The following is a 20,468-nucleotide window of genomic DNA, read 5'->3' as shown; positions in this document are numbered from 1 at the left end:
GGTCCGGTAGGAGTAAAACATGGACAAACAGAACCTCTTTGACGATGGCAACGAGCAGTCCGACGTGCTCGGCGGGGACGCCGTGCCCGAACGCGAGGACCAGGAGATTGATTCCCCCTTGGATGCCGCCGCGGAAGGCTCGGGTGCTGGCGGAGATGACCCGCTCCAGGGGTTCAACCGCCTGGATTCCGAGACCGTGAGCGATTCCTCCGTGACCTGGTCATCGGTGGGTGTTGCCATCCTGGGGCTGCTGCTGGCCGTACTGTTGGTGGCTTTCTCCTACAACGCGTTCCAGCGTGCTGATCAACTGCGCGGGTGGGCCAACGACACCTGGGTGGTCAGCGGGCACTACACCAACATGACCAATGCCCTGGAAGGATCGGGCTTCAACCCGGTGTACCAGATTGCCCTCCCGGACGATGCCGAGATCGCCAACCAGCGATTCGACTCCGGGATGGCCGATCCCATCTTCCCGCGCCCGGGCCAGGCCGTTGAGGTGCGCGGCACGGACGTGGGTGAAGTCACCAATGACTTTGAACAGAGCGCAGACATTGTGCTGGGCGTGGAAGACAGCACCCTTCAGGTGCTGGCCACGGAGAAGCAGGGCAGCCTGGACGGAGCCGTGACGGACCGCAGCGTGAGCCAGCAGCAGGTCAAGGGCTGGTTGCTGGCCGGCGCCGCGCTGGTGGTCTTGGCAGCAGGCATTGGGGGCGCCGTGTGGTTGCGCCGCCGGGACCGCGGTTAGGGCCTGGGCGGCACCACGTCTCAGGGCGTGAGCAGCAACTTGCCCTGCGTGCCCCGTGATTCCAGGTCTGTGTGCGCGGAGGCTGCATCCTCCAGCGGATAGCTGCCGCCCACTCGCACGGTCAACCCGTTCTGGATGGCTTGGAACAGGTCATTCGCGCGCCACTGCAGTTCCTCCGGGGAACGCAAGTAGGCATTGAGTGACGGTCGAGTGACGTACAGCGATCCCATGGCATTGAGTCGTTGGAGATCAAAGGGTGGAACCTGCCCGGAAGCGCCACCAAAGAGCACCACGGTGCCGCGTGTTGTGGTTGCAGCCAGAGACTCGTCAAATGTTGTTCTGCCCACGGAGTCATACACCACGTCTGCACCCTGGCCCTGGGTGAGGTCCATGACGGCGTCGGCAAAACCGTCATAGGGCAACACATGGTCAGCGCCCAGTGAGCGTGCGGTGTCCGCCTTGTCCTGGCTGGAGGTGAGCCCAATGACCGTTGCCCCCAGCTGCTTCATGTACTGGATGGCCAGCCCGCCCACCCCACCGGCTGCGGCCGTGATCACGGCGGTGGTTTCAGGACCCACGGGGTAGGTGGAACGGGTGAGGTAATGCGCGGTGAAGCCTTGCAGGGGGAGCGCGCCGGCGTCGTCGTCGCTGATGTGATCAGGCACGGCAACGGCCTGTTCGGCATTGACCAGGAACTTCTGGGCGTAGGTGCCTGACCCCTGAGAGGTCATCACGCGCTGACCCACGGAAAGTTGGGTGACGCCTTCGCCCACAGCCTCTACCACGCCGCTGCCTTCGGAGCCCAGGAGGAAGGGGAGCTCGACGTCGTAGACACCCTCACGCTGATAGGTCTCAATGAAGTTGACGCCGGTGCGCACGGTGTTCACCAGGACTTGGCCGGGTTGCGGTGTGGGGTCTTGGATTTCGTCGAGCGTTAGGACACCGGGGCCGCCGTGTTCGTGAATTCGGACTGCTCGCATGGGATTGCCGCTCCTCACCGTTCATGTGGCTGCGCCGCGTGACCGCAACGGTCGCGTGGCCTGAACTCCGAGCCTATCGCTGTCACCACCGCACCGCACTTGTATAAATATCGACACGACTGCATAACTTTGCGTATGGTGGTGGGCATGACCATTTCGGTAGCTGTTTCCGGAGCCACCGGCTATGCAGGCGGGGAAGTTCTGCGCCTGCTGGCCAACCACCCTGACGTGCAGGTGGGTGCCGTTGCCGCGCACTCCAACGCCGGGCAACGCCTGGGCGATCTGCAACCCCATTTGCAGGCTTTTGCAGACCGGATTCTTGTGGAGTCCACGGTGCAGACGTTGGCGGGGCACGACGTCGTTTTTCTGGCCCTTCCGCACGGCCGTTCGGGGGAGATTGCTGCACAGTTGCCGGAGGGCACTGTTGTGATTGATGCGGCTGCGGACCATCGCTTGGAATCTGCTGCCGCTTGGCAGGAGTTCTACGGCTCGGAGCATGCCGGCACCTGGCCGTACGGGCTTCCGGAGATGATTGTGGACCCCCACGGAACGCGGCAGCGGGAGCGGCTGGAGGGGCAGTCGCGCATTGCCGTCCCGGGCTGTTATCCCACCGGCTCACAGCTGGCGCTGGCTCCCGCGGTGGCAGCTGGGGCGGTGGAGACCACGGACATCGTGATTGTGGCGGCCTCCGGAACCTCCGGGGCGGGGAAAGCCCTCAAACCACATTTGCTGGGGGCGGAGGTCATGGGAAACATGACCGCCTACGGCGTGGGCGGAGTGCACCGGCACACACCGGAAATCGAGCAGGGGCTCAGCTGGGCGGCCGGTGGCCGGGAGGTCACCATCTCCTTCACCCCCACCTTGGCGCCCATGCCGCGTGGCATTCTCACGACGGCGACCGCCCGCCTCACCGATGTCTTTTCCGGTGAGCAGTTACGCCAGTTCTATCTGGACACCTACCGGGAGGAGCCCTTTGTGCACGTTCTGCCGGAGGGACAGATGCCCACCACACAAGCTGTCCTGGGTTCCAACCACGTACAGCTCCAGGTGGTCACGGATCAACGCGCCGGGCGTGTGATCGTGGTGGCAGCTCTGGACAACCTGACCAAGGGCACCGCCGGTGGTGCCATTCAATCCATGAACATTGCCTTGGGTCTGCCTGAGCAGACCGGTTTGACACAGCAGGGAGTGGCGCCGTGAACACCCACCAACACCCGTCTCAGAACCCGGGCGCTGGAATGCCCGTTGCCACGGACCGCGGGGTGACCGCAGCCACAGGCTTCCGGGCCGCCGGGGTGACAGCCGGCTTCAAGACCTCCGGCAAGCCGGATTTTACCCTGGTGGTCAACGACGGCCCCCGGGCCAGCGTGGGCGCGGTGTTCACCAGCAACAGGGTGGCGGCGGCTCCCGTTCACTGGTCCCGTCAAGTGGTGGCGGACGGTGCTGCCCGCGCCGTGGTGCTCAACTCCGGGGGTGCCAATGCGTGCACCGGACCGCAAGGCTTCCAAACGTCCCACACCACCGCCGAGTTGGTGGGGGAAGCCCTGGAGGTCGGTGCAGGGGATGTGGTGGTCTGCTCCACGGGCCTGATCGGCGAGCAACTTGACCTGGAGACCATTCGGGGCGGTGTGCCTCCGGTGGTGGCAGCATTGGCGCAGGACGACGACGCCGGACTGGCCGCCGCCACAGCCATCATGACCACGGACACCGTGCCCAAGCAGGCGGCCTGTCACAGCAGTGAAGGCTGGAGCGTGGGCGGAATGGCCAAGGGTGCGGGCATGCTGGCTCCGGGGTTGGCCACCATGTTGGTGGTGATCACAACGGACGTAGCCTTGGAGTCATCTGTGTTGCAACGGTGCCTGGAAGAAGCCTGCGCTCAGACCTTTGACCGGACGGATTCAGACGGGTGCATGTCCACCAATGACACGGTGGTGCTCATGGGTTCGGGGGCCAGCCGTGCGGCTGTGGATGAGTCCGAGTTCTTACAGGCGTTGACCGCTGTGTGTCACAGCCTGGCTTCACAGCTGATCCGGGATGCCGAAGGTGCCAGCCACGACATCCTGATCACCACGTACAACGCGGTGACAGAAGCTGATGCGGAGGAAGTCTCCCGAGCTGTGGCGCGCTCCAACCTGTTCAAGACCGCGATCTACGGCAATGATCCCAACTGGGGACGGGTGCTCTCAGCGGTGGGTACCACGGCGGCCGTTTTTGACCCCGATGAGTTGGACGTGACCATCAACGGCGTCACCGTGTGCCGTGACGGCATGATCGGTGACTCACGTGATGGCGTTGACCTGGCGGCACAGCGCCAGGTGGAAGTTCTCATTGACCTCAAAGTCGGCGCCCATGAGGCCACCATCTGGACCAACGACCTCACCCACGATTACGTGGAAGAAAACAGCGCCTACTCCACCTGAGCTGCATGCTCAGCCGTGCACCCACCTCTCCCGCCACAAACCCTGGAGATTCCCATGACAACCCCCATGGACCGATTCGCCTCCGCCAAGCTCAAGGCCGGTGTGCTGATGGAGGCCCTGCCGTGGATCACACGTTTCTCCGGCAGCACCATGGTGTTCAAATACGGTGGCAATGCCATGGTCTCCGACCAACTGCGCCGAGCCTTTGCCGCAGACATGGTGTTTTTGCGCTCGGTGGGCATCCAGCCCGTGGTCGTTCACGGCGGCGGACCGCAGATCAACGCCATGCTGGATCGGTTGGGCATTGAATCCGAGTTCCGTGGTGGATTGCGGGTGACCTCACGGGAAGCCATTGATGCCATCCGCATGGTGCTCACGGGACAGGTGCAGCGTGAATTGGTGTACCTGATCAATTCAACCGGGCCGTACGCCGTCGGACTCTCCGGGGAGGATGCCTCCCTGTTCAACGCGGTGCGGCGGGGAACCGTGGTGGACGGGGAGGAAGTGGACCTGGGCCATGTGGGTGAAGTGGTCTCTGTGAATCCGGAACCTCTGCGCCGCCTCATTGCCAACGGCAACATCCCGGTGATCTCCTCCATTGCCCCGGAGGTGGATGCACACGGCAATGTGACCGGGGAAGTGCTCAACATCAACGCGGACACGGCAGCGGCTGCCGTGGCGGTGGCACTGCAGGCTGAGAAGTTTGTGGCCCTGACCGATGTGGAAGGGCTCTACGCCCACTGGCCAGACCGCGACTCTTTGATTGCCTCCCTCACCGCAGGTGAACTGCGTGAGCTCTTGCCGTCCCTGCAATCGGGAATGATCCCCAAGATGGAAGCTGCTCTGGCAGCCGTGGACGGTGGCGTGGGGCGAGCCACCATTGTGGATGGGCGGGAGGCCCATTCGGTTCTCCTGGAGATCTTCACCGACCGAGGCATTGGCACTGAAGTTCGCGCGGACGGCACCGCCCCGGCCGTGCCCCCATCCGTGCTTGCCCCCACCTTGGAAACACCCGTGGCGGACACGGCCGCACTTCAGGTCATTGTCCCAGACTCGCAAGGAAAGACATCATGAGTGCCGTCCCAGCCAACACCGCACCTGCGCTCACGCAAGAGCAACTTCTGGATCGGTACAAGTCCCACCTGCTCAACGTTTTTGGTACCCCGCAAGCTGTTCTGGTTCGTGGTGAAGGCTCCCGAGTCTGGGATGCAGATGGTGAAGAACTACTGGATCTCCTGGGCGGGATTGCCGTCAACGTCCTGGGGCACGCTCATCCTGCGTGGTCGCGGGCAGTCAGCGAGCAGGCTCAGACCTTGAGCCATGTCTCCAATTTCTTCACGTCCCCGCAGCAGATCGAACTGGCAGATCGTCTTCTGGGAATCGCCGGCGCGCCTCATGGTTCACATGTGTTCTTTGCCAACTCCGGGGCGGAGGCCAATGAGGCGGCTTTCAAACTGGCCCGCCGCAACGGCCGGCACAACCCGGGACCGGATGGCCCGCGCACCAAGGTGGTGGCCGTCAACGGGTCATTCCACGGGCGGACCATGGGAGCTTTGGCACTGACCGCCAAGAAGGCCTACCGCGAACCTTTTGAACCCCTGCCCGGAGGCGTGATCCACATTGATCCCACTCTTGAAGCCCTGGAAGCGGTCATGGACGCAACGGTTTCCGCAGTCATTGTGGAGCCCATTCGCGGGGAGCAAGGCGTGCACGTCCTTCCGGAAGGATGGTTGCAGCGGGCCCGGGAGCTGACCCGCGAACACGCAGCGTTGTTGATCGTGGATGAGGTGCAAACCGGAATCGGGCGGACTGGCGAGTGGTTGGCCGCACCTGCGCAACTGAACCCCGGTGAACTGCCGGATGCGATCACCTTGGCCAAGGGACTCGGTGGCGGCTTCCCCATCGGTGCCATGATCACCGTGGGCCAAGAGGTCTCCGACTTGCTCACCCCCGGACAGCACGGCACCACGTTCGGTGGCAACCCGCTGGCCACAGCAGCTGGTCTTGCCACACTCAACGTCATCCAGGATGAAGATCTGATGACAAACGTTCGTTCTGTTTCCAAGGTGCTGGCTGACGGCTTGAACGGTCTGGAGGACGTCCAGGAGGTCCGTGACCACGGGTTCCTCATCGGCGCGGACCTCAGCGATCAACGCCCTGAAAGTGAGCAAGCCAGATCACCGCTGGGTGCAGCCGTGGTGGCCGCTGCGCGCTCGCAGGGCTTCATCATCAACAGCACGGGGGCTGCCACCCTCCGGTTGGCCCCGGCCCTGAACCTGAGCCAGGATCAGGCCGAGGCCTTTGTCAACGCGTTGCCCGGGATCATCACGCAGGCCCGGCAGGCAGCCGAACAGGCTTGAGGCCTGGCCCGGATCATCACCAAACCGACCCTTACGAACATCACAACACCAGGAGCATCACCATGCTGCGGCATTTCCTGCGGGACACCGACCTGACTCCAGCCGAACAAGCGGAGGTTCTTGATCTGGCAGACCAGGTCAAGGCTGAGCGCTGGCGGCATCAACCCCTGGCCGGTCCGCAGACCGCCACCGTGATTTTTGACAAGACCTCCACCCGGACCCGTTTCTCCTTTGCTGCGGGCATTGCAGACCTGGGCGGACAACCGTTGATCGTGAACCCGGGCGAGGCTCAGCTGGGGGTGAAGGAGTCCATCTCTGACACCGCCCGGGTGCTTTCGCGCATGGTTTCGCTGATCGTGTGGCGGACCTTTTCTCAGGCCGGTGTTGACCAGATGGCTGAGCACGCCACGGTGCCCGTGATCAATGCACTGTCGGATGAGTACCACCCCTGCCAGATCTTGGCGGATTTGCAGACCATCCGGGAGCACAAGGGGGCAACTCAGGGGCTCAACTTTGCTTACGTGGGGGACGCTGCCAACAACATGGCCAATTCCTATGCGTTGGGGATGGCCACCGCTGGAATGAACGTTCGCATTGCCGGTCCGGAAGGGTATTTGCCTGATCCCGCCGTTGTTGAGGCGGCACGGGAACGGGCGCAGGAGACGGGAGCGGAGGTGTTGGTCACCACTGATCCGGCCGAGGCTCTGGCCGGGGCGGATGTGGTCTGTACGGACACCTGGATTTCCATGGGGCAGGAGTCGGAGACGGCCGACCGGGCTGAGGTGTTCCGGCCCTACACCGTGGATCAGGCCGCCATGGATCAGGCGGCGGCAGGGGCCATTTTCCTCCACTGCCTTCCGGCCTACCGGGGTTCGGAGGTGACGGCTGAGGTGATCGACGGCCCGCAGTCGGTGGTTTTTGATGAAGCTGAGAACCGGTTGCACGCGCAGAAGGCTCTGATGATTTGGTTGCTGGCCCAGTCAGGGCGTTACAACCTGGGCAATGCAGCGGTGCAGTCGTGAGCATTCCAGCCACCAAAACGGCTCGCCAGGCTCGCATCGTGGCGCTCGTGACAGCTGGGTCCGTGCATTCCCAGGCCGAGCTGGCGGAACTGTTGGGCAAGGACGGGTTGCAGGTCACCCAAGCCACGCTTTCCCGCGACCTGGTGGAACTGGGAGCGGTACGGGTTCGGGACACCTCCGGCACTCTGGTGTACGCGGTCCCGCAACCGGGCTCCGGCGACGTCGTTGTGGGTGGGGAGAAGATTTCTGAAGCCCTGGACGCACGGTTGGCCAGTTTGTGCAAGGAACTCCTGGTGACCGCGGAGGCATCTGCCAACCTGGTCATGCTGCGCACCCCGCCGGGGGCGGCCCAGTATTTTGCCTCCGTGATTGATCAATCAACTCTGCATCCCGTGTTGGGCACCATTGCCGGAGATGACACCATCATGGTGGTCACCCGCGACCCGGATGGCGGGCAAGAACTGGCCGCGCACTTCCTAGCGCTGACCACTCGTGATTGACCCCGTACTGATCCGCAACCCGAGGATTTTCTGTGACTAACCTGGCCACACTCCTGACCAATTCAGCTCAGCGTCATCCGCACAACACTGCTTTTCGCAGTGAGACGCAGTCCATCAGTTACCGGCAGTTGGATCAGCTCACGGACGCCATGCACCGGCAGTTGCAAGACCTGGGTGTGCAACCGGGGGACCGGGTGGCGGTGATCGCCCCCAATGTGGCGGCCATGCCCATTGCCTATTACGGCATCCTCAAAGCCGGAGCCGTGGTGGTCCCACTGAACCCGCTGCTGACCGGACGCGAACTGGAGGGGCTGTTCCGGGACGCTGAGGTCAGCGCCGTCCTGGTCTTCCAGGTGATGGCGGAGCAGGTGCGCGCTGTGGTGGATGGAATGCGGGAAGAGATTGCAGTGCTCACCCTGGATGCGGCCGCAGGAACTACCCGCGACGCCGATGGCCACCTTCCCGCCGAATCCTCCACCGGTGCTGGCCCGAAAATGGTGCAGCGCGGTGACGATGACCTGGCAGTGCTGCTCTACACCTCCGGGACCACAGGTACTCCCAAGGGCGCCATGCTGACGCACCACAATTTGAGCTCAAACGCGTGGATGACCACCCGGATGTTCGACTACCGTCCGGAGGACGTGTTCCTGGGAGCGCTGCCGTTTTTCCACGTGTTCGGTCAGACCGTGGTCCTCAATGCCGTCATTGCGGTGGGAGCCAGCGTGAGTGCCGTGGCCGCCTTCCAACCGCGGTCGGTTCTCAAACAGGTCAAGGCGCACGGGATCACACGATTTGTGGGTGTGCCGTCCATGTTCGTGGCCGTCAACAGCCTCCAGCGCGCTGATCGTGAGCAGTACCCAGCGTTGGTCAATGCCATCTCCGGCGGGGCCTCCATTCCGGTGGAGGTGCTCAAAGAGTTTGAAACTCTGTTCGGAGTGACCCTGTACGAAGGCTACGGGCTGTCCGAAACTTCACCCGTGGTGTGCTTCAACCATCCCGTGAATGAGCGTGTGCCCGGGTCCATCGGCACAGCGTGTGAAGGCGCGGAGGTGCGGATCCTTGACGATTCCGGCCGGGAGGTCCCGCGCGGTGAGATCGGTGAACTGGCGGTCCGCGGACAGTTTGTGATGGCCGGGTATTGGAAACAGCCGGAGATCACCGCAAAGTCCTTCACCGGTGAGTTCTTCCGTACCGGGGACGTGGGCAGGCAGGATGAAACCGACCGGTTCTTCATTGTGGACCGCAAGAAAGACATGATCCTGCACAACGGCTACAACGTGTATCCCCGCGAAATCGAGGAAATCCTCTACGAACACCCCGCGGTCCATGAGGCTGCGGTGGTGGGCCAGGGAGACATCACCGTGGGGCAGGACGTGGTGGCCTGCATTGTCCTCACCGACGACGCCGATGCTGACACCGTGGTGACCGAACTGCGCCACGCGGCCCGGGAGGGTCTTGCCGTCTACAAGCGCCCCAAGCACTACCGGGTGATGGAGGCCCTGCCCAAGGGCCCCACGGGCAAAATCCTCAAGCGTGAGATCACAGTGGAATAGGCAAAAAGCATGAAAGACTAGGACTTATGCGTGAAACGTGTGGAGTTCTGGCGTGGCCCCTGACGGTGATCGCGGTGCTTGTCCTGGTCATCGGTCTGTACTTCCAAAGCACATGGTGGATGCTGTCCACCCCTGTGGCGCTCGGCGGTGCCATTACGGCGGGACTGTCGCATCGCTACGTTGCCATGGCTATTTCCATAGCTGTAATAGCTGTTTTGTTTGCGGTGATGCTCGTCTTTGCCCCCTGAATGAGTGACCTTGGCGCATGTCACCCATACTGGATCAACAACTCCAACACCTCGGCGCGCCCGAATTCACGGGCCACGTCCTGCGCGTGCTGGTACCCGGTGTCCTGGCGGGCACCAGCCTCCAGCAACATCCGGGTGATGGACTGGTTGCCGCGAAACACCGCGCAGATCAAGGCCGTGAAGCCCATGTCTGACACGCGTTCCGTGTCCGCACCGTGTTCCAGGAGCATGGCCACTGTCTGCGGGTGCTCGTGGTAGGCCGCCAGGTTCAGCAAAGTGTCACCCTTGCCGTTGGTCAGATTCACGGGCACCCCCTGCTCCACGGCGGAAGCCAGGTACTCCGTTCTGCCTTCGCGTGCGGCATCGAACATGGACTGCAGCAGTTCCAACTCAGCGGGGGTCAGCTCCGGGGTGCCTCCTGCGTCCTGTGAGGCGGTGTGGGAATTGTGGTGGCTCATGCCTCCATTGTGTTCCGTCCCGCCGACACCCTTAGACTGTGGCGCACGTCACGATCAGTTTTCGGGAGGATTCCATGACCAATTTGGCCACCTTGTTGACCATCACCGCTGCTGAACATCCAGACCGGGTCATGGTCAAACTTGACGACTCCCAGCTGACCTTTGCTCAGGTGAATCAGCTCAGCGCCTGCTTTGCCGGCCAGTTGGCGCGCGCAGGCGTGAACGAAGGCGACCGCGTGGCCATCATCCTGCCCAACGTTCCCCATGTGCCGGTGATCTACAACGCCATCCTCAAACTCGGGGCGATTGTGGTTCCCCTGAACCCGCTGCTGACTCAGCGTGAAGTTGCCTATCACCTGGAAGATTCGCAAGCGGTGGCGGTGGTGGTCTGGGAAACCATGGCGCAGACCGCCGCGGAGGCCGCCGGGGATCGCACCGTGATCACCGTGCTGCCGGGCAGCTTGGCTGAGATTGCCGCAGAGCAACCTCACGGTGAGATTGCACCGAAAGACGAGGACGACGTCGCTGTGCTGCTCTACACCTCCGGGACCACGGGACGCCCCAAGGGAGCCATGCTGACCCACCGCAACATGCGCACCAATGCGGAGCTGGTGGTGGAGCTGTTCAACATCACACCCGGGGATGTGATGTTTGGCGGGCTGCCGTTCTTCCATGTGTTTGGTCAGACCGTGGCCATGAATGCCGTGGCTGCAGCTGGGGCCTCCGTGACCTTGCTCCCCAGATTTGAACCCGTCAAAGCCGTGGACGTTCTGGAACGCGACGCCGTGACATTGGTGGCTGCGGTGCCCTCCATGCACATCGCCATGGTCCAGGAGGCTGTGAAGCGCAAGGTTGAGGAGTTCCCGCACATCCGCGGGCTGATTTCCGGGGGCTCGCCGCTGCCGGTGGAGGTGTTGCGCCGGGCGGAAAAGATGTTTGGCGCTCCCGTGTTGGAGGGCTACGGGCTCTCCGAAACCTCACCCGTGGTGTGCTTCAACCAGTTCGACGGACCCCGCGCAGCCGGTTCCATAGGAACTCCGGTGCGCGGTGCCGAACTGCGTGTGGTGGACGCACTGGGGGATGAAGTACCCGTGGGGGAGGTGGGAGAGATCGCCATTTCTGGCCAGTACGTCATGGCCGGATACTGGCGAAAAGAAGAAGCCACGGCGGAGGCCATCCGGGACGGGTGGTTCCACTCCGGAGATCTGGGCCGTAAGGACCAGGACGGCCTGTTCTACATTGTGGATCGTATGAAGGACATGATCATCCGCGGTGGCTACAACGTGTATCCGCGTGAAGTTGAAGAAGTCATCTTTGAGTTTGACGGTGTCTCCGAATGCGCCGTGATCGGCGTGGAGGACGAGCGACTGGGGCAGGAGGTGGCCGCCGTCGTCGCCTTTGTGGAGCAGCCGGAGGACGTGGAAGCTGTGGTGGCAGCATTGGATGAGCACGTGCGGGCGCAATTGGCCAACTACAAAGTGCCGCGGGTGTGGCAGATTGTGGAATCCCTGCCCAAGGGACCCACCGGCAAAATCCTCAAACGCAGTATTGAAGTGGACCGCGGAGCCGTGCGAACCGGCAGCAGTGCATAAATACACTGTGGTGTGTATAGTCATGCACAAACGTCGAGCGAACTGACATCAAGGAGAATTTTCGTGACCGAGCGCGTTGTACTCGCCTACTCAGGCGGTCTGGACACTTCCGTGGCCATCGGCTGGATCGGTGAAGCCACCGGAGCGGAGGTCATTGCCTGTGCCGTGGACGTTGGACAGGGCGGCGAGGATCTGGAGTCCATCCGCCAGCGAGCCCTGGACTGTGGTGCCGTGGAGGCCGTGGTGGCAGATGCCCGTGACGAGTTCGCCAACGAATACTGCATGCCGGCGTTGAAAGCCAACGGCCTCTACATGGATTCCTACCCGTTGGTCTCCGCAGTGTCCCGACCGGTGATCGTCAAGCACCTGGTGGATGCCGCCAAGAAGTTCGGTGCCACCACCGTGGCCCACGGCTGCACCGGCAAGGGCAATGATCAGGTCCGTTTTGAGGTGGGCATTCAGACCTTGGGCCCGGACCTCAAGTGCATTGCACCCGTTCGTGACCTGGCTCTGACCCGCGAAAAGGCCATCGACTACGCCGAGCGCAACGATTTACCGATTGCCACCACCAAGAAAAACCCGTTCTCCATTGACCAGAACGTGTGGGGCCGCGCCATTGAAACCGGCTTCCTGGAGGACATCTGGAACGCCCCCACCAAGGACGTCTACGACTACACGGATGACCCCGCCTTTGCCCCGGCACCCGATGAAGTGGTGCTGACCTTCTCCCAGGGCATCCCCGTAGCCATCGACGGCCGCCCCGTGACCCCCCTGGAAGCCATCCAGGAGATGAACCGCCGCGCCGGTGCACAGGGTGTTGGCCGGATCGACATTGTTGAAGACCGTCTGGTGGGCATCAAATCCCGTGAAATCTACGAAGCCCCCGGTGCCATGGCCCTGATCGCCGCTCACCAGGAGCTGGAAAACGTCACCATCGAACGCGAACAGGCCCGCTTCAAGAAGACCGTGGGTCAGCGCTGGACCGAACTGGTCTACGACGGCCAGTGGTTCTCCCCGCTGAAGAAGTCCCTGGACGTGTTCCTGGACGACACCCAGCGCTACGTCAACGGCGACATCCGCATGACCCTGCACGCAGGCAAAGCCACTGTGACCGGGCGCCGTTCGGACACCTCCCTGTACGACTTCAACCTGGCCACCTACGACGAAGGCGACTCGTTCGATCAGTCCCAGGCCCGCGGGTTCATCGAACTTTTCGGCATGTCCTCCAAGGTGGCCTCCGCCCGCGACCAGCGCCTGGCCGCCGACGGTCTCTGATCGTTCGTACACCGGCTGTGGCACAGGCCCCTTGACCTGCTTCGCTTGACGGTCCGCGGGACCTCTGCCACCTCCCGTTTCACACTGACGACGACGGGCGCCCTCCTTGGCCTGCTTCGCTTGACGGCCTACGGAGGGCGCCCGTCGTCGTCTTCTGCCCATAGGAAATCCTGGACTACCTCCGAGGGCGGGTTGGTGGGGGCTTCCGTAGACCGTCAAGCGAAGCAGGTCAAGGAAGCCCCCACCAATTCGCCCGCCGCAGCGGTGAGAGCTTTCGGGAAGCAGGCTAAGGAGGGTGAGCGTTAGCACGCGGGTGAAGGCACGTATTCTGGTTCCAGTATTTCTGGACGCAACACGAGGGGAAGCATGACCGAGCACGTCAAGCACGGGACCAATGAGGGTGCGCTGTGGGGTGGGCGTTTTGCCGGTGGGCCGGATCAGGCGCTCGCGGCACTGTCCAAGTCCACGCAGTTCGATTGGCGGTTGGCTCCGTACGACATCGCAGGCTCTCGTGCGCACGCTCGGGTGCTGCACCGGGCGGGGCTGCTGGATGATTCTGAACTGGCAGGCATGATCGACGCCCTGGACCGCTTGGAAACGGATGTTCGTTCTGGTGCCTATGCCCCAGCGGAATCTGATGAGGACGTGCACGGTTGTTTGGAGCGCGGTTTGATCGAGCGTGCGGGACCGGAACTGGGTGGGAAGCTGCGGGCGGGACGCTCACGCAATGACCAGATCGCCACCCTGGGGCGGATGTATCTGCGCGATCACGCCTCCATCATTGCCAAGAACCTCCTGGACGTTGTTCGTGCGTTGATCGCCCAGTCGGAAGCTCACCCGTATGCGCCCATGCCGGGGCGTACCCACATGCAGCACGCCCAGCCGATTCTGCTCTCCCACCACCTGCTGGCGCACGCCTGGGCCATGGTGCGCGACGTCGAACGTTTTGTGGACTGGGATGCCCGCGCTGCGGTGTCTCCCTATGGCTCCGGGGCGTTGGCGGGTTCCACGCTGGGACTGGACCCCAACGCCGTGGCCGATGAACTGGGCTTTGACTCCGCGGTGTTCAACTCCATTGACGGCACGGCCTCCCGTGACGTGTACGCCGAGTTCGCGTGGGTCTGCGCCATGCTCTCCGTGGATGTCTCCCGGATTTCGGAGGAGATCACCACCTGGGCCACCAAGGAGTTCTCCTTTGCCACGCTGCATGACTCCTTCTCCACGGGATCCTCGATCATGCCGCAGAAGAAAAACCCTGATGTGGCAGAGCTGGCCCGCGGTAAGGCCGGGCGGCTGATCGGCGACTTGACGGGGTTGCTGGCCACCCTCAAAGCCCTACCACTGGCGTACAACAGGGATCTGCAGGAGGACAAAGAACCGGTCTTTGATGCCATTGACCAGCTGGAAGTCCTGCTCCCGGCTGTCTCCGGCATGGTGGCCACCCTGACCTTCAACACCGAGCGGATGGCTGATCTGGCGCCGCAGGGCTTTGCGCTGGCCACAGATATTGCCGAATGGTTGGTGCGCCAGGGGGTGCCCTTCCGGGACGCCCACGAAATTTCCGGTGACGCCGTGCGCGTGTGCGAACAGCGCGAGATTGAACTGTGGGATCTCAGCGATGAAGATTTTGCCGCCATTGATCCGCGCCTCACCCCGGACGTGCGGGAAGTCTTGACCCTGGAGGGCTCCCTGAACAGCCGCTCATCCCAAGGGGGAACGGGCCCGGAGGCCGTGGCCCACCAGCTGGCAGCGCTCAAACAGCGTGTGGCAGCCCTGGAGAGCTTCGAGAATCGTCAGCCGGTCATTGCCTCCTGACGTGGACCCCGCTCTGCTGGCCCTGCTGCAGGAACCCGCACCGCAGGTGGCGCCCCAACTCCTGGGCGCCATTCTGCGTCACACCACCGCTGAGGGCACCGTGGCGCTGCGCCTCACCGAGGTTGAAGCCTACGGTGGGCCACAGGACTCCGACCTGCCAGATCCCGGCGCACACACCTACCGCGGCCGTACCGCCCGCAACTCCTCCATGTTTGGAGCGGCTGGGCACATTTACGTGTACTTCACGTATGGGATGCACCACGCCGTGAACCTGGTGTGCCGCCCGGAGGGAACGGCTGGCGGCTGCCTGATCCGCGCCGGTGAGGTGGTGGAGGGTGTGGAGTTGGCGCGACGTCGTCGTTCGGCTCGCCGTCGTACCCCCGTGCCGGACGCGGCGCTGGCCCGCGGTCCGGGCAACGTGGCCCAAGCGCTGGGCCTGACCCTGGCCGACGACGGCGCTCCGCTCACCTCCGACCCTCACCTTCCCGGCGTGCACCTGGAGTTGGCGCAGAAACCCGTGGACGCGGTGGTCACAGCGCGCACTGGGGTGTCCGGTCCGGGCGGTGACGGGCAACAGTTTCCGTGGCGTTTTGCCGCCGTCGGGGACAAAACCGTGTCCCCGTACCGGGCTGCGGCAGTACGTCGGCGGTCGGCACAGTCCTGAGCTGAGCCTGACAGGCCCACAAGCCGCTACCATGGCGCGTGTGAATCAGCAGCAGACCGCACAGCCTTCCGAATCCGTTGAGCAGATGATCGACCGCTTGTGTGCCAAGATCCCCGACTATCCGGAACCGGGGGTGCTTTTCCGAGACCTCACTCCGTTGTTTGCAGACGGCGCTGGATTCAAGCGCACGGTGGATGCGCTCGCGGATGCTTTCGACGGTCAATTTGACTGCGTGGCCGGGGTCGAGGCCCGTGGATTTTTGCTGGCCGGTGCCATTGCCAACACCGCTGGTTGCGGTGTGCTGCCGGTGCGCAAGGAGGGCAAGCTGCCCCGGGAGACCTACCAGCAGAGCTACCAGCTGGAGTACGGTTCGGCCACCCTGGAGGTGCACACGGACGATCTCCCGCGGGGTTCCCGAGTCCTGGTGGTGGATGACTTGCTGGCCACGGGTGGCACGCTGGAGGCCACCGGTCACCTGTTGCATCGCGCTGGGCTTCACATTGCGGGCTTTGGTTTGGTGATGGAACTGACTGAGCTGCGCGGGCGGGCCAAACTGGGTGGACACCGGGTGCGTGCGCTCTACCGGGTGTGAGTTGCCCGGTAGCTGACTAATATGGTGGGCCGGTATTCAGCGGAGGAGAACATTCCCATGACCGAGGTCACCACCACGCAGGCATCCCAGGCGGTGGAACGCCAACTGGAGTTGGAACGCGAGTATGTGCGGGTGCTCTACGCCCGCCTGGACGCTTTGCGGACCGAAAAGTCTGAGGAGCTGGCCAAGGTGCGCCGCACCGAGACCGGCAGCAATCACCAGAGCCGTTCCGAGCGGGACGCCTTTGCCACGCATTATGAAGACCGCTTGGCGCAGCTGAACTCCGTGGATCATCGGCTGGTCTTCGGGCGCCTGGATGCCACGGATGACGACGGCGATCACCCCCGTTACATCGGACGCATCGGGTTGGCCACGGAGGACCATCAGCGATTGATGGTGGACTGGCGCGCTCGGGAAGCCGCCGCGTTCTACCAGGCCACCGCGCGGCATCCCATGGGAGTGCGACGCCGCAGGCATCTGATCCTGGATGGCCGCGATGTCACCGCCATCGAGGATGACGTACTGGACCCCACCATGCTGGGGGAAGAGGGCGTGCTGCAGGGTGAAGGGGCGTTGTTGGCGGCACTGAACTCCAAACGCACGGGACGGATGACGGACATTGTCTCCACCATCCAGGCCGAACAAGACCGCATCATTCGTGCACCGCTGCCGGGCGTGCACGTGGTTCAGGGCGGCCCCGGGACTGGTAAGACCGCCGTGGCACTGCACCGTGCGGCGTATTTGCTTTATGAACACCGTGAGCGGCTGCGTAAGTCGGGGGTACTGATTGTCGGTCCGTCGTCGTCGTTCCTGTGGTACATCGACCGGGTGCTGCCGTCCCTGGGGGAGACGGGTGTGGTCATGTCCTCCTTGGCGGACCTGTACCCGGGGATTCACGGTGCGCCCGAGCGCGACCGTGAGGTGGCTCGGATCAAGGCCAGCCTGGACATGACGGAGGTGATCCGGCAGGCGGTCAGGGATCGGCAAAAGGTTCCCGCCAAGGATCAGGTGCTGCGCGCCGATTCTTACGATGTAGTGCTTCCGCGCAAACTGGTGCGTCGCGCACGGGACAAGGCCCGTGCCACCGGCAAACCGCATAATCAGGCGCGCACCACATTCGTGAAGATCGTTCTGCGGGAACTGGCGGAGAAGCTGGGTCAGGATCTGAACAAACGTTCGGGCAATGTGATGGATCGTTCCTACTTGATGGAGGATCTGCGCCAGGCTCCGGAGGTGCGCAAGGCGCTGAATCTGTGCTGGCTGCCGCTGTCCCCGGAGACCTTGGTGCGGCAGCTGTTCGCCAAGCGGCACTACCTGGATTCGGCTTTCAGGCACTATTCACAGCGTCAGCGCGACCTCCTGGCCCGCGATGCAGAGGCTGATCTGACCGTGGCAGATGTGCCTCTGCTGGATGAGGCGGCCGAGCTGCTGGGTGATCTGGAGGAAGCCGGGGTGCGTTTCCGGACTTCGGAGGCCGAACGCGCCAAAGCCACGGAGAACGCTGAAAAGGCGCTCTACAACATGCACCAGTCCTTGGAGGATGTTGGCGTGGACGGTGTGGTCACCGCGGCGGACCTGACTGCTTTCAATGCGGAATCTGAGTACCGGATGACTGCTGCTGAAGCAGCTCATGCGGATCGGACCTGGGCTTACGGCCACGTGGTGGTGGATGAGGCGCAGGAGCTCACGCCCATGCAGTGGCGGGTACTCATGCGCCGCTGTCCCATGAAGTCTTTTACCGTGGTGGGAGACATTGCCCAGGGTGGGTCCGCAACGGCAGCAACCTCCTGGGAAGCAGCCTTGCAACCTTTTGTGGGGGACCGCTTTGTGCTGGATGAACTCACGGTCAACTACCGCACCCCGGCTGCCATTTCTGAAGCCGCAGTGGCGGTGGCCCGCGCAGCCGGCTTGGAGATCTCCACCCCACAGGCAGTTAGGGAGGGTGAACCTCCCGTGGTCACACAGTTGCCTGCGGACACGGATGCGGAGCGCCTGGCGCAAGTGGTGGCCGATCAGACTGAGGCTGAGGTTGCCGCTGTGGCCGGGGGACTGGTGGCTGTGATTGCTCCCGAAGATCGTGTGCAACAGCTGGGTGCCGTGCTGTCTGACCGGATGCCCGGGCAGGTGGGGGCGGGGATGCGGCGGATAGATCATCACGTGGTGGTGCTCTCCACCTGGGAGGCCAAGGGTTTGGAATTCGATTCCGTGATTCTGGTGGAGCCCACGGAGATCATCCGGGAATACGACGGCGTTGGCTCGCTGTACGTGGCCATGACTCGCCCCACTCAGCGGTTGCGGGTCATCGGTTCCGGTGACCTGCCGGCGGGACTGCTGGCGTCGTAGTCTTCGGTGCTGCTTTCTGCGGTACGGCACCGGTGAACTGGTCTGGGGGCGGCTGGTAAATTTGCGAGGGTGACGGAACGTATCAACTTTGAGCAACAGCACAACGATCCCTCCTTCCCCAACGTTTGGCAGGAACTGAAGTGGCGGGGCTTGGTCTACGTCTCTACCGATGAAGCTGCGTTGGAGGAAGTGCTCGCAGGCGATCCGGTCACCTATTACTGCGGATTTGATCCCACCGCAGCCTCCCTGCACCTGGGCCATCTGGTGCAGCTGTTGACGCTGCGGCGCTTGCAACTGGCCGGGCACATCCCCCTGGGGTTGGTGGGCGGCTCCACCGGGCTGATCGGCGATCCCCGGCAAACCACGGAACGGGTGTTGAACTCCCGTGAAGTGGTGGCCGAGTGGGTGGACAAGCTGCGCGAACAAATCGAACGTTTCTTGTCTTTCGATGGCGTCAATGCCGCGCGCATGGTGAACAACCTGGACTGGACATCTCAGCTCTCCGCCATTGATCTGCTGCGTGAGGTGGGCAAGAACTTCCGCGTGGGCACCATGATCAAGAAGGAGATTGTGGCCAAGCGGCTGAGCTCGGAGGAAGGCATCTCCTACGCAGAGTTCAGCTACCAAGTGTTGCAGGGCAACGACTTTCTGAACCTGTACCGGGACTACAACTGCGTGCTGCAAACGGGTGGATCGGACCAGTGGGGCAACCTCACTGCAGGAACCGAGCTGATCCGCAAAACCGAAGGTGTGAACGTCCACGCCATCGGCACGCCGCTGATCACCAACTCGGACGGCACCAAGTTTGGCAAGTCAGAAGGCAACGCCATTTGGCTGAACCCGGAGATGACTTCCCCCTACGCCTTCTACCAGTTCTGGTTGAACACCGCAGATGCTGACGTGATTGACCGCCTCAAGGTCTTCACGTTCCGCACCCGGGAGGAGATCGCCGAGCTGGAGCGCAAGGTGGCGGAGGAACCGTTCCGCCGCGAAGCCCAGAAGCTCTTGGCAACTGAGGTGAACACCCTGGTCCACGGTGAGTCCGCAACCCGTCAGGCCATTGCCGCATCCGAGGCCGTGTTCGGCAAGGGCGACTTTGCGCAGTTGGATGAGGCAACGCTGGCTGATCTGGTGCGTGAATTGCCCTCCGCTGCAGTGACCAGGGACCAATTGTCCTTGGTAGATGTACTGGTGGCCACCGGACTGTCCGCCTCCAAGTCTGAGGCGCGGCGGACTCTCAACGACGGCGGGGTCTCCGTCAACAATGTCAAGGTCTCCGGTGCCGATGCCGTTTTGCTGCCAGATCAGCTACTCCACGGCAAGTACGCGCTGGTCAAACGCGGCAAGAAGAACATGGCGATCGTGACCGTCACTCCATGATGGCGCACTGATTCTTGGGGCACCCTCACCAGGTGCTTGGCCCACAGCAGGCAATGGCCTGGCACCAGTACTGGTGCCAGGCCATTGTGACAGAGGGCACCCGGCCCCGGGGTACTTGGCGGTTGCGGGGGTGCTGCGGCAGGTGTAGTGTTTTCATCTGTTGCCGCGAGGAGCTGGCAGGGCCAAGAGGCCCACCAGCACCCGGCGCTTCGGTCCAAGACCACTGTTCATCTCAGCAACCACGTCACCTCAATCGGGTGTGATCTGACATGTGCAGAACTTGCCTCAACGGTGAGTTGCACAAGATGTGAAGGATGAGTAATGTTGCGGGCCGCAGCGATGAGAAAAATCGCAGCACACAGCCCCGGGGTTCTGGTTGTCTGCCGTGTTGGTGGGTGGTTGGTTCTACTGGTTTGTTGTTTGAGAACTCAATAGTGTTTCATGTTTGTTGATACCAAATAATTTGTTGTTGTTTGGTTGATTACCCGCCCTTGGTGTTGTCCTCGTCGATGCACCGGGGG

At 62.9% G+C, this 20,468-nt stretch carries 18 protein-coding genes; 16 read left to right on the top strand and 2 right to left on the bottom strand.

Annotated features, from left to right (window positions below; genetic code table 11):
* Window positions 1-19 precede the first annotated feature (19 nt).
* Window positions 20-745, top strand: a complete 726-nt coding sequence (locus Q4G32_RS08085) for a hypothetical protein (protein WP_303350602.1) — start codon at window positions 20-22, stop codon at window positions 743-745.
* 20 nt (window positions 746-765) lie between these two features.
* Here the strand turns inward: Q4G32_RS08085 and Q4G32_RS08080 are convergent, their stop codons facing one another.
* A complete protein-coding gene (locus Q4G32_RS08080; protein WP_303350601.1) occupies window positions 766-1,725 on the bottom strand; it encodes a quinone oxidoreductase family protein in 960 nt (319 codons plus the stop codon).
* A 147-nt stretch (window positions 1,726-1,872) separates the two neighbouring features.
* On the opposite strand from Q4G32_RS08080, the gene argC reads away from it, so the two are divergent.
* The 8 genes from argC (at window position 1,873) to Q4G32_RS08040 (ending at window position 9,828) form a co-directional block, all read left to right on the top strand.
* Window positions 1,873-2,925, top strand: coding sequence for an N-acetyl-gamma-glutamyl-phosphate reductase (gene argC / locus Q4G32_RS08075; protein WP_303350600.1), 1,053 nt, complete (start codon window positions 1,873-1,875; stop codon window positions 2,923-2,925).
* A gap of 38 nt (window positions 2,926-2,963) precedes the next feature.
* A complete protein-coding gene (argJ, locus tag Q4G32_RS08070) occupies window positions 2,964-4,145 on the top strand; it encodes a bifunctional glutamate N-acetyltransferase/amino-acid acetyltransferase ArgJ (protein ID WP_303350711.1) in 1,182 nt (393 codons plus the stop codon).
* 54 nt (window positions 4,146-4,199) lie between these two features.
* Entirely contained in the window at window positions 4,200-5,219 is a 1,020-nt protein-coding gene (argB, locus tag Q4G32_RS08065; protein ID WP_303350599.1) for an acetylglutamate kinase, read from the top strand.
* Window positions 5,216-6,505: an acetylornithine transaminase gene (locus tag Q4G32_RS08060; RefSeq protein ID WP_303350598.1), complete on the top strand. Its 1,290-nt coding sequence runs from the start codon at window positions 5,216-5,218 to the stop codon at window positions 6,503-6,505. Before argB ends, Q4G32_RS08060 begins: the two co-directional genes overlap by 4 nt.
* Before the next feature lie 62 nt (window positions 6,506-6,567).
* The gene (gene argF, locus Q4G32_RS08055; RefSeq protein ID WP_303350597.1) at window positions 6,568-7,527 is read left to right on the top strand and encodes an ornithine carbamoyltransferase; all 960 of its coding nucleotides are present in this window, start codon (window positions 6,568-6,570) and stop codon (window positions 7,525-7,527) included.
* A complete protein-coding gene (locus Q4G32_RS08050) occupies window positions 7,524-8,027 on the top strand; it encodes an arginine repressor (RefSeq protein ID WP_303350596.1) in 504 nt (167 codons plus the stop codon). The genes argF and Q4G32_RS08050 overlap by 4 nt, the downstream gene beginning before the upstream one ends.
* Before the next feature lie 32 nt (window positions 8,028-8,059).
* The gene (locus Q4G32_RS08045; protein ID WP_303350595.1) at window positions 8,060-9,580 is read left to right on the top strand and encodes a long-chain-fatty-acid--CoA ligase; all 1,521 of its coding nucleotides are present in this window, start codon (window positions 8,060-8,062) and stop codon (window positions 9,578-9,580) included.
* A 26-nt stretch (window positions 9,581-9,606) separates the two neighbouring features.
* Window positions 9,607-9,828 (top strand): hypothetical protein, encoded by a 222-nt coding sequence (locus tag Q4G32_RS08040; protein ID WP_303350594.1) that lies wholly within the window; start codon window positions 9,607-9,609, stop codon window positions 9,826-9,828.
* A gap of 20 nt (window positions 9,829-9,848) precedes the next feature.
* On the opposite strand, the gene Q4G32_RS08035 is transcribed toward Q4G32_RS08040, so the two are convergent.
* Window positions 9,849-10,286: an ankyrin repeat domain-containing protein gene (locus tag Q4G32_RS08035; protein WP_303350593.1), complete on the bottom strand. Its 438-nt coding sequence runs from the start codon at window positions 10,284-10,286 to the stop codon at window positions 9,849-9,851.
* A gap of 74 nt (window positions 10,287-10,360) precedes the next feature.
* Here Q4G32_RS08035 and Q4G32_RS08030 point away from each other — a divergent pair, with 74 nt between their 5' ends.
* From Q4G32_RS08030 to tyrS, 7 genes are all read left to right on the top strand, one after another.
* Window positions 10,361-11,878: a long-chain-fatty-acid--CoA ligase gene (locus Q4G32_RS08030; protein ID WP_303350592.1), complete on the top strand. Its 1,518-nt coding sequence runs from the start codon at window positions 10,361-10,363 to the stop codon at window positions 11,876-11,878.
* Window positions 11,879-11,941: 63 nt separating this feature from the next.
* Window positions 11,942-13,153, top strand: a complete 1,212-nt coding sequence (locus Q4G32_RS08025; protein ID WP_303350591.1) for an argininosuccinate synthase — start codon at window positions 11,942-11,944, stop codon at window positions 13,151-13,153.
* Window positions 13,154-13,519: 366 nt separating this feature from the next.
* Window positions 13,520-14,968, top strand: coding sequence for an argininosuccinate lyase (gene argH, locus Q4G32_RS08020; RefSeq protein ID WP_303350590.1), 1,449 nt, complete (start codon window positions 13,520-13,522; stop codon window positions 14,966-14,968).
* A 1-nt stretch (window position 14,969) separates the two neighbouring features.
* Entirely contained in the window at window positions 14,970-15,632 is a 663-nt protein-coding gene (locus Q4G32_RS08015; RefSeq protein WP_303350589.1) for a DNA-3-methyladenine glycosylase, read from the top strand.
* Window positions 15,633-15,717: 85 nt separating this feature from the next.
* Window positions 15,718-16,224 carry an adenine phosphoribosyltransferase gene (locus Q4G32_RS08010; RefSeq protein ID WP_303350710.1) on the top strand — a complete coding sequence of 169 codons (507 nt, stop codon included), beginning with the start codon at window positions 15,718-15,720 and terminating at the stop codon, window positions 16,222-16,224.
* Between the two features lie 57 nt (window positions 16,225-16,281).
* Window positions 16,282-18,567, top strand: coding sequence for a HelD family protein (locus Q4G32_RS08005; RefSeq protein ID WP_303350588.1), 2,286 nt, complete (start codon window positions 16,282-16,284; stop codon window positions 18,565-18,567).
* A gap of 69 nt (window positions 18,568-18,636) precedes the next feature.
* Window positions 18,637-19,947, top strand: a complete 1,311-nt coding sequence (tyrS, locus tag Q4G32_RS08000; RefSeq protein ID WP_303350587.1) for a tyrosine--tRNA ligase — start codon at window positions 18,637-18,639, stop codon at window positions 19,945-19,947.
* Window positions 19,948-20,468 lie beyond the last annotated feature (521 nt).

Origin of the sequence: Kocuria sp. (genome assembly GCF_030538595.1) — a bacterium.
GTDB lineage: Bacteria > Actinomycetota > Actinomycetes > Actinomycetales > Micrococcaceae > Kocuria.
Note: the sequence above shows the minus strand (reverse complement) of the source record. Positions and strands in the feature narration are given on the sequence as shown.